Raw genomic sequence first — 13,422 nt, forward strand, 5'->3', positions numbered from 1 at the left:
CGGCGGCTACTTCTTCCCGAAACGGGCTCGTCGCAGTTCTGCGACGATGCGTGCCCGCTCGGGGTCCCTGGCCAGCGTGCGGTCGTCGACGACGTCCACGATGTGCTTGATCAGCTCCGTGACCTGCTTGCGCAGGAGGAAGCCAAGCACGGGGGCGACGACCGCGATGATGCCGGTCAGGATGGTGCCGCCGAAGGCCGTCAGCATGTCCACCGTTGTGTCGGTGATGGGCATGTTGCCTCCTTCGGGTTTGGCCGTGTGGCCAGCCCGCCCGTCGTGGGCGGGGGTCTAGAGCGCCAGGTCGGCGCGTGCGCCCGGTGGACGCGCAGAGGCCCTATGCCCGGAGCGAGCGGTCTGGTGTGCGCTCCGCGCGTGAGGGCATGGAAAAGGCCGGCCCTGACGGGACCGGCCTGTTCGTGGTGCTCGGGTGCTGCGCTGAGGGCAGAGTCGTATCGAGCGGTTCCAGCCTACGGTTCGGGCCGGACATGACGAAAGCCAGTCCGATGGACTGGCTTTTTGCGCGCACTAATGACGCGTGCCACAGCATAGCGGGTTCTGGAACATACCTGCAAGCATGCGGATCGAAGCGTGCCGCCCCTGCTCAGGAGCTGGCGTGCGGGCTTCGGCGCTCGACGAGGACGTTGTCGCGCCACCGCCCGGTCGACGGCCCGAACGTCATGAGGCCGATGCGTTCTCGGGTGCCGAGTTCGCGGAACCCGTGTTGGGCGTGGAGGGCTCGGGAGGCGGTGTTCTCGGGGAAGATCCCGGACTGGATGGTCCAGATGCCGGCAGCCTCGGTCGACGCGATCAGGGCGTCAAGGAGCAGGTGTCCAACACCGCGACCACGAGCCGCGGCGGCGACGTACACGGAGTGCTCGACGACGCCCAGGTACACCGGCCTGGCGGAGGTCGGGGAGACCGCCACCCAGCCGAGGACCTCGTCGCCGCCTAGGGCGACGAACCGGTGGTCGGGTAGCTTCCCCGCATCGAATGCCTCCCATGTCGGCGGTTCCGCCTCGAACGTCGCGTTTCCGGTGGCGATGCCGTCCCGGTAGATCGCCTCGACGGCTGGCCAGTCGCCGGCGGTCATCGGCCGAACGGTGACCGTGGTGCTGTCCGTCACGGGTGCAGTAGCTCGTCCTGGATGCGGGCGGCGACGGCGTCGCGCATGGGGCGGACGTCGTCGGGGGACCAGGAGTCCGGGTCCGGGAACGACCACTGCAACACCGTGCCGCGAGGCGTCGCGGGCAGGATCAGGCCGGGCTTCATCAGCACAACAACGTCGGCCTGATCCAGCAGCTCGGGCGTGACCTTCCGCGGGGTGCGATCGCTGATGTCGACGCCGAGTTCCGCGACGGTTGCGGCGATCGACGGATTCACCTCGTCGGCGGGAGCGATTCCTGCGGAGGTGGCGGTGTAGCGGTCGTCGGCAGCGATTTCGAGGAGGGCGGCGCCGAGTTGGGAGCGGCCGGCGTTGTGCTTGCAGATGAACAGCACGGTGGGCTTGTCGGTCATGCGGGGTCCGGTTCAGTTCGTGCAGCAGGAGCTGCTGGCGGGCGCGGCGGCCGGCGCGGGGGCGGCGCAGCACGACGACCCCTCCGACGCCTCGGTCGTGGTCGCGGGGACGCTGCAGGAGGATGACCCGCCGACGTCGGTGGTGCAGACGCCGGTCTCGGGGAGCACGAGCTGCACGTCGCGGGCGGCCTGGTGGTCGCCGGCAAGTTCCGCGGCGATGGAGCGGACCTGCTCGTAGCCGGTGAGGAGCAGGAAGGTGGGGGCGCGGCCGTAGGACTTCATGCCGGCGATGAAGAAGTTCGGTTCCGGGTGCGCCAGCTCGGCAACGCCGTGCGGAGGCACGGAGCCGCAGGAGTGCAGGTTCGGGTCGATCAGCGGCGCCAGCGCGCGGGGTGCTTCGACGATGTCGTCCAGTCCGAGCCGGATCTCGCGGAGCATGTCGAGGTCGGGCCGGAACCCGGTCGCGTTCACCACAACGTCGACCGTGACGGTGAACGGCTCCCCGGCGCGGCGGCCGGTGACGGTGACCTGGTCACCGTCGGGACGGACGTCGTCGATCTCGAACGACGCAAGCTGCTCGATGAGCCCGGACTCGACGAGGCCATGCACGGTGGAGCCGAGCTGCCCGCGGGCGGCGAGCCCGTCGGCGGCGTCCGCGCCGAGGCGGGCGGTGCCGGCGTTCCGGATCGCCCACAGCAGCGTCGTGCCGGGTTCGTCCTTGGCGAGGGCGGCGAGCTTGATGAGCGTGTTCGCGGCCGAGTGCCCGGCCCCGACGACGAGGACCCGCTTCCCGGCGAATCGGTCACGGTCCTCGCCGAGCACGTCGGGGAGGGCGTGCACGATGCGGTCGCCGAGGTCCGCTGTGGGGGCGAGGCCGGCGGCTGTGAGCGGGTTCGAGGACGTGTACGTGCCGGACGTGTCTACGACGGCACGGGCGGTGACGTCCTCGACACCATCCGCGGTGTGGAGGCGGAGGAGGAACGGGGTGTCGGCGCGGCCGGCGGAGCGGGTGCGATCCATGCCCTGCCGGGACACCGCGTCGACACGCACGCCGTCCCGGATCACCGGTGCCAGCTCGGGCGTCTGAGCGAGCGGTTCGAGGTACTGGGCGACGAGGTCGTGCCCGGTCGGCAGCGACGACCGGCGGGGCTCAGTCCAGCCGGTGGGTTCGAGGATGCGGCGGGCGGCGTCGTCGATGACGTACCGCCACGGGGAGAACAGCCTGGTGTGCCCCCACGCACGAACGCTCGTGCCGACCTGGTCGCCGGCTTCGTAGACGACGACGGGCAGGCCTCGCTCGAGGAGGTGCGCGGCGGCTGCGAGCCCGACGGGGCCGGCGCCGATGACGGCGACGGGCAGCCCGGTCAGGCGGTCCGCGTCGGTCCGCGGTGGGACGGTGAGGGTGAGCGTCATGGGGTGGTCCTTCCGGCGGTCAGGCGGATGCTTCGGTGGGCAGCAGCTCGGCCAGGAGCGCCTGCACGCGGGTCTTGATCTCGTCGCGGATGGGGCGGACGTCGTCGATGCCCTTCCCGGCGGGGTCGGTGAGGTCCCAGTCCTCGTACCGCTTGCCGGGGAAGATCGGGCACGCATCGCCGCAGCCCATCGTGATCACCGCGTCGGACTCGCGGACGGCGTCGGTGGTGAGGACCTTCGGCTGGTTCCCGGCGATGTCGATGCCGTCCTCCGCCATCGCCTCGATCGCGATCGGGTTGATCTGGTCCTTCGGTGCACTGCCTGCGGAGAGAACCTGCACGCGGTCGCCGCCGAGGGCCTGGGCGTAGCCGGCGGCCATCTGCGAGCGGCCAGCGTTGTGGACGCAGACGAACAGGATCGTGGGGGTCGCGGTCATGGCGGTGCTTTCGGTAGGCGTGGGCGTGGTCATCGGATGAGGGTGAGCCAGCCGGCGAGGGCTGCCAGGGTGACGGCGAGGACGGGGACGGTCAGCACGATGCCGGTGCGGAAGTACTGCCCCCAGCCGATGTGGATGCCCTTCCGGTCGAGCACGTGCAACCACAGCAGCGTCGCCAGCGACCCGATCGGAGTGATCTTCGGGCCGAGGTCGGAACCGATGACGTTGGCGTAGACCATCACCTCGTGCGTCAGCCCGGTCGCGCCGGCACCGCCGATCGCGAGGGCGGCAATCAGCACCGTCGGCATGTTGTTCATCAGCGACGCCAGGATCGCGATCACGAACCCGACCCCGAGCGCGGTGACGAGGACCCCGTGGTCCCCGAACACGTCGAACAGGCGGGCGAGGTAGTCGGTGAGGCCCTGGTTCTGCAGCCCGTACACGACGAGGTACATACCGATCGAAAACAGCACGATCTGCCACGGCGCCTCCCGGATCGTCTTCCACACCGGAATCACCCGCCCCGACCCGCCACCGGTTCCACCGCTGTCGGCGGTGACGGTGGCGGTGCCGCCGGTCGTGACGAGAACCGGGGACGCAGCCTGGCGGGCGAAGAGGAACGCGGGCTGCCGGGCGGCAACGAGAACGATCACGACCGCGCCGACACCAGCAACCGCGGCGAGAGGAACCCCGAGCGGGTCGGCGGCGAAGTAGCCGACCAGCAACACGGCGAGGACCACCCACCCGGCGCGGAACGTCGCCCGGTCCTTCACCGCGCCGGCGGGCCGAGTCAGCGCGAGGACGTCGTACCGCTTCGGGATCGACCTGCCGAAGTACGCCAGCAGCATCCCGAGGGACGCCAGCACGGACACGATGCCGACGGGCACCATGACGGCGGCGTACTCGGCGAACCCGAGGCCGAAGTAGTCGGCTGAGACGATGTTGACCAGGTTCGACACCACCAGCGGCAGGCTGCCGGTGTCGGCGATGAACCCGGTGGCGAGGATGAACCCCAGCGCCGCCTTCGCCGGCATGTTCAAGGCGCGGAGCATCCCGACAACGATCGGGGTGAGGATCAGCGCAGCCCCGTCGTTGGCGAACACGGCCGCGATGACCGCGCCGAGACCGACGATCAGCACGAACAGCAGCCGCCCGTTCCCGCGACCCCACCTCGCCACGTGGAGCGCGGCCCACTCGAAGAATCCGGCCTCGTCGAGGATCAACGAGATCAGCACCACGGCGACGAACGTTAGCGTCGCGTTCCACACGATCCCGACCACCGTCGGCACGTCCCCGAGCCCAACGACCGTGGTCGCGAGGGCGATGACCGCGCCGATAAGCGCGGTGTAGCCGATCGGGAAGCCCTTGGGCTGCCAGATCACCACCACGAGCGTCGCGACGAAGATCGCGGCAGCGACGACCGCCAGCACCATCAGCCGCTCACCCCGGCCTGGTTCGCCGCCGCGGCGGCGCGCTCCCAGCCCTGCGCGGCGACCTGCACGGCATCCCACGGGGACCCGAGCGGCGGCGTGTAGCTGAGGTCCAGGTCGATGATGTCGTCGACGGTGAAGCCAGCGTGGAGGGCGGTGGCGTACGTGTCGATGCGCTTACTGATCTCCGCCGTGCGCTGCCCCACAATCTGCGCGCCGAGGAGCTTGCCGGACGGCTGGTCGGCGGTGACACTGATCGTCAGCGGCACCGCACCCGGGTAGTACCGCTTGTGGTCATTCGCCACCGTCACCCGGGTCAGCGGCGACACGTCGAGCGCAGCGGTCTCGTGGTGGCGGAGGCCCGTGCGGGCGGCGATGAGGTCGAACACCTTCACCACCTGCGTCCCCACCGAACCGGCGAAGGTCCGGGACCCGCCGAGCATGTTCTCCCCGGCGACACGGCCCTGCTTGTGCGCCGTCGTCCCGAGCGGCAGCCACGTCGTCCCGAGCAGCCGGTGATGCGTCACGACGCAGTCGCCCGCAGCCCACACGTGCGGCACCCCGGTGCGCATCTGCTCGTCGACGACGATCGCGCCGGCCTGCCCGAGCTGCGCACCCGCTGCGGTCGCGAGGTCCGTCATCGGCCGCACGCCGACGCAGACCACCACGAGCGCGAACGTGCCCTCTTCATCCCCAGCGGCTGTCGCCGTCGTCACCCGCCACTGCCCGCCTCTGGTTGGGGTGATGCCGGTGACGGCCCCCCCGGTCAGCACGGTTGCGCCGTGTCGGCGGACCTCCGCGGTGACCAGGGACCCGAGTTCCGGATCGAGGGTGGAGAGCACTTCCGGGCCGCGCTGGATCAGCGTCGTGTCGAACCCGCGGGCGACGAGTCCCTCGGTCATTTCGAGGCCGATGTAGCCGGCGCCAACGACCGCGACGCGGCTGCCGGTAGGCAGCAGCTCCAGGGCAGCGACGACCTGCTCGGCGTCGGTCATCGAGTGCAGCAGGTGAATCCCGGGCTCACCAAACGGGATCCCGGCCGGGCGGACCGGCTCAGCGCCAGTCCCGATCAGCAGCTCGTCGTACGGCAGCTCTTCCTCACCGCCATGTCCGGTGACCGTGAGGCGGCGACGGTCCACGTCGACCGCAGAGGCCCATGTGGAGGAGCGGACGGTCATGCCGGCGGCTTCGAGATCGGCGCGGGTGCGGTGCGCGAGGGACGCTTCCGTGACGACGTCGCCCGAGACCCAGTAGGGGATGCCGCAGATCGAGAAGTTCGGAAACTCGTCCGCAAGGACCACGGTCACATCGGTCGACGGGTCCAGCTCACGGGCGCGCAGCGCCGCGGCGATGCCAGCGTCGCTGCCGCCAACGGCAACAAGGTGAGTCATCGTGGTCGGTCCTTCACAGATCAGCGGGAGACAAGCAAGGACATCGAAGCATGTCGATATCGATAAAGGCAAATATAGACGTGTGTCGAAGTCCGTGGGATGATGGTGTGATGACGACGATCGAGCTGCTCCCCATCCAGGACGTCACCGCGTGCTGCTCGCCCGTCACGACCGAAGCGATGACGCAGGAGTCCGCGGAGGTCCTGGCGAAGTCGTTGAAGGCGATCGCAGATCCCGCCCGTTTGCGGTTGATCTCGATGGTCGCCGCGCACGAGGGCGCGGAAGCGTGCGTCTGTGACCTGCAGGAACCGCTCGGCCTGTCCCAGCCGACCGTGTCGCACCACCTCAAGGTGCTCGTCGACGCCGGCATCCTGCACCGCGAAAAGCGCGGCACCTGGGCCTACTTCTCCCTCATCCCCGGCGCGCTCGAGTCCGTCGCCGCTCTGCTGACCTCGCCCACACGCTGAGACGACGGAACTTCCCTCGCGGCGAAGCCTCCGCACGGTGAGGATGAAGACATGACCGACGAGCAGGAACCGAATCCGATTGCGGACGCCCGTGCACAGATCCGCTGGATGATGAAGCAGCAACGCAAGCAGCCGAAGGTGTTCACCGAGGTGAAGGACAGGGACCTCGTCACCTTGATGGACCGGTCCGCTGGATCGCTCGAGTTCAACTCGATGCTCGTTGCTTCGCAGCTGATCGCGGAGGTCAGCCGACGACAACTGTGGGCCGCCGTTGTCGAGCGGCGCACTGCCATGCTTGCTTTGGGGCACCCTGACCAGGACCGAGCGACGCTTCGAGATCGCGCGCAGCTGGAGCTGGACCGCTTCCGGAACGAGCACTTCCCGGTCGACCCCGACATCTTCGGCGATGACGAAGTAAAAGCAGAGGCGGCCTGGAACGGCTACGTCCAATTCTGATCGCACGATCCGGTGCAGCGGTTCTGCAGGATGGGTCCGCAGTGGCGATCATTAGTGACGTGCCCGTCTACAGATACGGCCCGATGAGTCAGCGATCAGCTCGGAGTCGCGGGAGGTTCGCGTGACAACGGGAGTGCTCGAGATCCGCTATCAGTGGCCAGTGCACCAGGTCGACCACTCTGCGGTCCGCCGTCACTTCAACGCTCCGCGCTTGACCGTCACCGGTGAAGAGAAGGGGCCAGAAACATTGCGGTTCCAGCCCGATTCGTTTCCGACCGGCCACTCTCACATGGGTCCTTGGGGATCGAGGCACGTGGACGATCGAGCCAGCCGGTGAAACGCTGCCGGGGCCCGAGGAGGCATGGGACCACTGGCAGAAGCAGGCGGACAGGGCGCTGTGGATGTTCCGCGGCGACCTGGGGAGCCGACGTAAACGTCACTCGGTCGTTGACGCCCTGCTCACCGGTGAGGTCCTGTTTTACGCGGCGTACGGAAACACGATCATGCGGTACCCCCATGAACCGATCCCCGACGAGACGCCGCAACCCGACGGCTACGCCGCATGCTCGACCGGAAAGGCGTGGGCTGACAACTGGCAGTTCGACTTCGAGTTCCTGTCCGGCGCAGAGGACGAGTGGGTTGGCCTGATCTGGGAAGCAGACGAACGTCGCTGGTTGGATGCTCGCACCTACGAACCGGTCGACGGAGACGAATATCCCGAGCTGATCAGCTTCGCCGAGCAGGATCTTCAGCGCATCCACCGCGCTGAACAGATCGCAGATGAATGGTACGAGGCGTACCTACTGGTACTCATCAACCTGTTCCCCGACCGAGTCAGCATCGAGCATCGACGGCGGGCAGTTCGGCGGGACGACCTGAGCTCCGGGCTCGCTTAATTCAGAGTAGGGGTGCACGACTCCTCGCGGGCACCGAGGTTGGGAGCGGTCACGACGCCACCGCGTCGTCACTCAGGTCTGAGGGAGACCGACAGGACTGCCAAATAAGGTGTCCACCTCCGTATTTCAGGACAGGTTGTGTGGCAGTTGGACAACTTAGTTGGCGGACGACACGAACGGCAGCGCTACTGCGGCATGTCGACGAACCGCGAGAACATCCCGTGGAACGCCACCGTGATCGTGTCCGTCGGCCCGTTGCGGTGCTTCGCCACGATGAGGTCGGCTTCACCCTGCCGCGGGTTGTCCTTCTCGTACGCCGACTCACGGTGCAGCAGGATGACCATGTCGGCGTCCTGCTCGATCGACCCCGACTCACGCAGGTCGGAGATCATCGGCTTCTTGTCGGCGCGCTGCTCGGGCCCGCGGTTCAGCTGTGACAGCGCGATGACCGGCACGCCGAGCTCCTTCGCCATGAGCTTGAGGGCTCGCGAGAACTCGGAGACCTCTTGCTGGCGGGACTCGACGCGCTTGCCCGAGGTCATCAGCTGCAGGTAGTCGATGACGACGAGCTTGAGGTTGTGCTGCTGCTTCAGACGGCGGCACTTTGCGCGGATCTCGACGAGCGTCATGTTGGGGGAGTCGTCGATGAAGAACGGGGCGTCGTTGATCCGCCCGCGGGTCTGCGCGATGGTCGTCCAGTCGCGGGAGTCGACGGTGCCCTTGCGCATGTTCTGCAGCGGCACGCTTGACTCGGCGGACAGCAGACGCATGGCGATCTCGGCCCGCCCCATCTCGAGCGAGAAGAACGCGGCGGTCTGGTTGTGCTTGAGCGCGGCCGCCCGGCAGAGGTCGAGCGCGAGGGTGGACTTGCCGAGCGCGGGTCGGGCGGCGACGATGATGAGCTGTCCGGGGTGGAAGCCGTTGGTCAGCCCGTCGAGCCCGCTGAACCCGGTCGGCACGCCGGTCATCTGGCCGTCCCGGCCCTTCGCGGCCTCGATCTCGTCGATGGCGGCGCCGATGGCGTCGGTGAGCGGCACGTAGTCCTCGGTCTGGACGCCGCCCGCGACGTTGTAGACCTCGGCCTGCGCGCTGTTGACGAGGTCGGTGACCTCACCCTCGGACGCGTAGCCCATCTGCACGATGCGGGTGCCGGCATCGACCAGGCGGCGGAGCACGGCCTTCTCGGCGACGATCGCGGCGTAGTACCCGGCGTTGGCAGCGGTCGGCACCATGCTCGTCACGCTGTGCAGGTACTCGGCACCGCCGGCACGCGAGAGCAGCCCGGTCTTCGTGAGTTCGTCGGTGACGGCGATGACGTCCGTCGGCTCGCCGTGGGAGTACAGCGAGAGGATCGCGTCGAAGATGACCTCGTGCTTGGGGATGTAGAAGTCGACCCCGCGCGCGGTCTCGATGACGTCCGCGACGGCGTCCTTCGACAGGAGCATGCCGCCGATGGTCGACTGCTCGGCCAGGAGGTCGTGCGGCGGCGTCCGCTCCATGCCTCCGCGGTCGGCGACGTCGCGGGGGGACGGATCGAGATGCGCGATCGACACACGGACTCCTGTCGTTGGTACGGCCCGGGCCCCTGCCCACACCGAAGTTCTACCCCGGACGACCGACATCGCCAGGTCGCCGGGCCACGCTAAGGGCCTCGGAGTTATCCCCACAAACGTGCCCTGTGGATAACTCTGTGGAGAGGCTGCGGAACACGCCGGAGTGCCGTGTGGACAACTATGGAGAGGTGTGTGGACAACCTGCTTCTAGAACACAGTTTCGACCGCTTGATCTGGGGTTTTCCGTTCCACACCGTGTGTGGAAAAGTGGGGTTCAAGTTCCCATTGAAGGTTGACGAACCGGCCGTTTCGGGTGTGTAAAACCAGTTGACAAACAGGAACCTGAGGACAACTTTCTCACGCCGCTTCCAGGTTCACGGAGCCCACCTGAACAGTAACCAGCCAGGCGCGAACCGACGGCCGCGGGAACGACGACGGGCGGGCCTCCCGGAGGAGACCCGCCCGTCGTGAGCGGTGTTCGCGGCCTTACTTGGCGGCGACGACCTTGAGGGAGATCACCGCGGTGATGTCCTCGCGCAGACGCACGGTGGCCTCGTGGTCACCGACGGTCTTGATGGTCGCGGGGACCTCGACCTTGCGCTTGTCGAGCGAGCCGACGCCCTGCGCCTCGACCGCAGCGGCGACGTCCGCCGGGCGGACCGAGCCGAACAGACGGCCGTCCTTGCCGGCCTTGACCGACAGCTGGATGGTGGCGTTCTCGAGCTTCATCTTGAGGTCCTGGGCCTCTTCGATGGTGGCGAGCTCGCGAGCGGTACGCGCGGCACGGATCGACTCGACCTGCTTCTCGCCGCCCTTGGACCACGCGACAGCGAAGCCCTGGGGGATGAGGTAGTTGCGGGCGTAGCCGTTCTTGACGTCGACGACGTCACCGGCGGAACCGAGGCCGGAGACCTCGTGGGTGAGGATGAGCTTCGACATGGGAGATCCTCCGATCAGCGGCCGGAGCCGGCGTAGGGGAGGAGCGCCATCTCACGGGCGTTCTTCACGGCACGGGCGATGAGGCGCTGCTCCTGGACGGAGACGCCGGTGATGCGACGGGCGCGGATCTTGCCACGCTCGGAGATGAACTTGCGAAGGGTCGCGACGTCCTTGTAGTCGATGACGCCGACCTTGATCGACTTCGCGGGAGCGGCGTTCTTGCCACCCTTGCCGCGAGGCTTCCGGCGGTCGCCGGTGCTCTTTCCAGCCATTGTTTTTCCTTAGAGATGAAGAAGTTGTGTCCGGTGGACCGGAGGGATCAGAACGGGGTCTCGTCGTCGTACGAGCCGCCGGGCGTCGACCACACGTCGTTCGACTGTGCGTTGCCGCCACCCTGCTGGCCACCCTGGGGGGACCAGGGCGCGTCCGACTGACCGCCGCCGTTGTTCCAGTTGCCGCCGCCGTTGCCGCCGGCGTTCGCGCCGCCGACCTGGCCACGACCGCCGCCGTTGCCACCCGAGGCACGGGTGACCTGCGCGGTCGCGTAGCGGAGCGAGGGGCCGATCTCGTCGACCTCGAGCTCGATGCTCGTGCGCTGCTGGCCCTCACGGTCCTGGTACGAGCGCTGACGCAGACGACCCTGCGCGATCACGCGCGAGCCCTTCGTCAGCGAGCCCGCCACGTGCTCGGCGAACTCGCGCCACACGCTCGCACGGAGGAACAGCGCGTCGCCGTCCTTCCACTCGTTCGCCTGACGGTCGAACGTGCGAGGGGTGGAGGCGATGGTGAAGTTCGCCACCGCGAGCCCGTTCTGCGTGTAACGCAGCTCGGGGTCCGCGGTGAGGTTGCCCACCACCGTGATGACGGTTTCGCCGGCCATGACTTACTCGGCGCTCGCGGTCGCGTTCGCGGCCTTGCGGGCCGCGCGGGCCTCGTCGCGCTGCTTCTGGGCGGCGACCTGAGCGATCGCCTCCTCGGCGCGGAGGACCTTCGTGCGGAGGACGGCCTCGGAGAGACCGAGCTGACGGTCGAGCTCCTTGGCGGCTTCGGGGGAGGACGTGAAGTCGACGACGGCGTAGATGCCCTCGGACTTCTTCGCGATCTCGTAGGCGAGACGACGACGGCCCCAGACGTCCACGTTGTCGACGGTGCCACCGTCGTTGCGGATCACGGCCAGGAACTTGTCCAGGCTGGGAGCGACGGTGCGCTCGTCGATCTCGGGGTCGAGGATCGCCATCAGTTCGTACTGGTGCATGCGGAACCCACCTCCTTTGGTCTCGGCGGCTCCGGGCGGTTCCCGGAGCAGGAGGGTTGATGCATGTGTCAGCGCGCAGACGCGCGGAGACAACCTGAACAGCCTACCGGACCGCCTGGAGGCGCGCCACCACCCGTGGAAGCCGCCCCGGGCCTCCAGGCCGTCGCGTCGGGCGCGGGGCGCACTCGTGGCGCGGCCGCTCAGTCGGCGTCGCGCGCCGTCCACCAGGCGCGCAGGCGCGCCTCGGCTTCCTCGTGCCCGAGCGGGCCCTCGTCCATCCGGGTCTCGAGCAGGAAGCGGTAGGCCTCACCGACGGCTCGTCCGGGCGCGATGTCGAGGATGCGCATGATGTCGTCGCCGGTGAGGTCGGGACGGATCGAGTCGAGTTCCTCCTGCTCGGCGAGGGTCGCGATGCGTGCCTCGAGGTCGTCGTACGCGAACCCGAGGCGGTCGGCCTTCCGGCGGTTCCGCGTCGTCACGTCGGAGCGGGTGAGCTCGTGGAGCCGCTCGAGCTCCGGACCGGCGTCGCGGACGTAGCGACGGACGGCGGAGTCCGTCCATGCACCGTCGGTGTAGCCGAAGAATCGGAGGTGCAGCTCGATGAGACGGGCCACGGAGCCGATCGTGTCGTTGTCGAACCGCAGGGCACGGAGCCGCTTCTTCGCGAGCTTCGACCCGACGAGGTCGTGGTGGTGGAAGCTCACCGCACCGCCGGGCTCGAGCTTCCGGGTCGCGGGCTTGCCGATGTCGTGCAGGAGCGCCGCGAGCCGGAGCACGGTGTCCGGGGCCTCGCCGGGGTGGCGCTCGGCCTCGTACCCGATGGCCTGCGTCAGCACCGTGAGCGAGTGCTCGTAGACGTCCTTGTGGTGGTGGTGCTCGTCGATCTCGAGCTTCATCGCGGGCAGCTCCGGCAGGAAGCGTTCGGCCAGCCCGGTGTCGACGAGCAGCCGGAGCCCGGGGACGGGGTCGGCGGTGTTCAGGAGCTTGACGAGTTCCTCGCGCACCCGCTCGGCGGAGACGATCTCGATCGAGTCGGCCAGCTCGGCCATCGCGTCGCGCACGTCGTCGGACACGGTGAACCCGAGCTGCGACGTGAACCGGGCCGCCCGCATCATGCGCAGCGGGTCGTCGCGGAACGACACCGTCGCCTGCTGCGGCGTGCGGAGGCGCCCGGCGAGCAGGTCCTCGACACCGCCGTGCACGTCGACGAGCTCGCGCTGGGGCAGTCGGAGCGCCATCGCGTTCACCGTGAAGTCGCGGCGGAGCAGGTCGTCCTCGATGGTCTCGCCGAACGCGACCTCGGGCTTCCGGGTCTCGCCGTCGTAGACGTCGCTCCGGTAGGTGGTGATCTCGACCTGCTCGTCGTGCACCCGCGCGGCGATGGTGCCGAACTGGCGGCCGACGTCCCACGTGGCGCTCGCGATCGGCTCGACGATCCGGAGCACGTAGTCCGGGGTGGCGTCGGTGGTGAAGTCGAGGTCGGTGACCGGACGGCCGAGGAACGCGTCGCGCACCGGGCCGCCGACGAGGGCCAGCTCGTGTCCGGCGTCGGCGAACGCCCGCGCGAGGGTGGCCACGGGGAGGGTTTCGGCGAGTGCGTCGAGTCGCTCGACGGCCTGGGCAACGGACTGCATGACGGACCAATCCTCCCAGATCGAGCCGACGAGTTCT

The 13,422-nt window shown here is 68.6% G+C and carries 16 protein-coding genes; 3 read left to right on the top strand and 13 right to left on the bottom strand.

Annotated elements, in window-relative coordinates; genetic code table 11:
• Positions 1-6: 6 nt before the first annotated feature.
• From ACRQ4C_RS00135 to ACRQ4C_RS00165, 7 genes are all read right to left on the bottom strand, one after another.
• On the bottom strand, positions 7-234 hold the full coding sequence (locus tag ACRQ4C_RS00135) for a hypothetical protein (RefSeq protein WP_439689615.1): 228 nt from the start codon (positions 232-234) through the stop codon (positions 7-9).
• 367 nt (positions 235-601) lie between these two features.
• Positions 602-1,090 (bottom strand): GNAT family N-acetyltransferase, encoded by a 489-nt coding sequence (locus tag ACRQ4C_RS00140; RefSeq protein ID WP_439689616.1) that lies wholly within the window; start codon positions 1,088-1,090, stop codon positions 602-604.
• A gap of 29 nt (positions 1,091-1,119) precedes the next feature.
• Complete coding sequence (locus ACRQ4C_RS00145) at positions 1,120-1,515, bottom strand: low molecular weight phosphatase family protein (RefSeq protein ID WP_439689617.1); 396 nt, start codon at positions 1,513-1,515, stop codon at positions 1,120-1,122.
• Between the two features lie 12 nt (positions 1,516-1,527).
• The gene (locus ACRQ4C_RS00150; protein ID WP_439689618.1) at positions 1,528-2,928 is read right to left on the bottom strand and encodes an FAD-dependent oxidoreductase; all 1,401 of its coding nucleotides are present in this window, start codon (positions 2,926-2,928) and stop codon (positions 1,528-1,530) included.
• A 19-nt stretch (positions 2,929-2,947) separates the two neighbouring features.
• Positions 2,948-3,364: an arsenate reductase ArsC gene (locus ACRQ4C_RS00155; RefSeq protein ID WP_422869954.1), complete on the bottom strand. Its 417-nt coding sequence runs from the start codon at positions 3,362-3,364 to the stop codon at positions 2,948-2,950.
• A 29-nt stretch (positions 3,365-3,393) separates the two neighbouring features.
• On the bottom strand, positions 3,394-4,797 hold the full coding sequence (locus ACRQ4C_RS00160) for an arsenic transporter (RefSeq protein ID WP_422869955.1): 1,404 nt from the start codon (positions 4,795-4,797) through the stop codon (positions 3,394-3,396).
• Positions 4,797-6,185, bottom strand: coding sequence for an FAD-dependent oxidoreductase (locus tag ACRQ4C_RS00165; RefSeq protein ID WP_439689619.1), 1,389 nt, complete (start codon positions 6,183-6,185; stop codon positions 4,797-4,799). The genes ACRQ4C_RS00160 and ACRQ4C_RS00165 overlap by 1 nt, the downstream gene beginning before the upstream one ends.
• Before the next feature lie 110 nt (positions 6,186-6,295).
• Between ACRQ4C_RS00165 and ACRQ4C_RS00170 the strand changes: the two genes are divergently transcribed.
• From ACRQ4C_RS00170 to ACRQ4C_RS00180, 3 genes are all read left to right on the top strand, one after another.
• Positions 6,296-6,652, top strand: coding sequence for an ArsR/SmtB family transcription factor (locus ACRQ4C_RS00170; protein WP_022906751.1), 357 nt, complete (start codon positions 6,296-6,298; stop codon positions 6,650-6,652).
• A 51-nt stretch (positions 6,653-6,703) separates the two neighbouring features.
• Positions 6,704-7,108 carry a hypothetical protein gene (locus ACRQ4C_RS00175; protein ID WP_422869958.1) on the top strand — a complete coding sequence of 135 codons (405 nt, stop codon included), beginning with the start codon at positions 6,704-6,706 and terminating at the stop codon, positions 7,106-7,108.
• A gap of 401 nt (positions 7,109-7,509) precedes the next feature.
• Entirely contained in the window at positions 7,510-8,004 is a 495-nt protein-coding gene (locus ACRQ4C_RS00180) for a hypothetical protein (RefSeq protein WP_422869959.1), read from the top strand.
• Positions 8,005-8,189: 185 nt separating this feature from the next.
• On the opposite strand, the gene dnaB is transcribed toward ACRQ4C_RS00180, so the two are convergent.
• The 6 genes from dnaB to ACRQ4C_RS00210 form a co-directional block, all read right to left on the bottom strand.
• Positions 8,190-9,503 carry a replicative DNA helicase gene (dnaB, locus tag ACRQ4C_RS00185; protein WP_152998015.1) on the bottom strand — a complete coding sequence of 438 codons (1,314 nt, stop codon included), beginning with the start codon at positions 9,501-9,503 and terminating at the stop codon, positions 8,190-8,192.
• A 540-nt stretch (positions 9,504-10,043) separates the two neighbouring features.
• The gene (gene rplI / locus ACRQ4C_RS00190) at positions 10,044-10,496 is read right to left on the bottom strand and encodes a 50S ribosomal protein L9 (RefSeq protein ID WP_290133388.1); all 453 of its coding nucleotides are present in this window, start codon (positions 10,494-10,496) and stop codon (positions 10,044-10,046) included.
• Between the two features lie 14 nt (positions 10,497-10,510).
• Positions 10,511-10,768, bottom strand: a complete 258-nt coding sequence (rpsR, locus tag ACRQ4C_RS00195) for a 30S ribosomal protein S18 (RefSeq protein WP_017887834.1) — start codon at positions 10,766-10,768, stop codon at positions 10,511-10,513.
• Positions 10,769-10,815: 47 nt separating this feature from the next.
• Positions 10,816-11,376: a single-stranded DNA-binding protein gene (locus tag ACRQ4C_RS00200; protein ID WP_290133387.1), complete on the bottom strand. Its 561-nt coding sequence runs from the start codon at positions 11,374-11,376 to the stop codon at positions 10,816-10,818.
• Between the two features lie 3 nt (positions 11,377-11,379).
• Positions 11,380-11,751, bottom strand: a complete 372-nt coding sequence (rpsF, locus tag ACRQ4C_RS00205) for a 30S ribosomal protein S6 (RefSeq protein ID WP_058724526.1) — start codon at positions 11,749-11,751, stop codon at positions 11,380-11,382.
• A 200-nt stretch (positions 11,752-11,951) separates the two neighbouring features.
• Positions 11,952-13,385 (bottom strand): CCA tRNA nucleotidyltransferase, encoded by a 1,434-nt coding sequence (locus ACRQ4C_RS00210; RefSeq protein WP_439689620.1) that lies wholly within the window; start codon positions 13,383-13,385, stop codon positions 11,952-11,954.
• Positions 13,386-13,422 lie beyond the last annotated feature (37 nt).

The sequence above is a fragment of the Curtobacterium sp. SP.BCp genome (genome assembly GCF_051903255.1).
In the GTDB taxonomy this organism is placed as follows: domain Bacteria; phylum Actinomycetota; class Actinomycetes; order Actinomycetales; family Microbacteriaceae; genus Curtobacterium.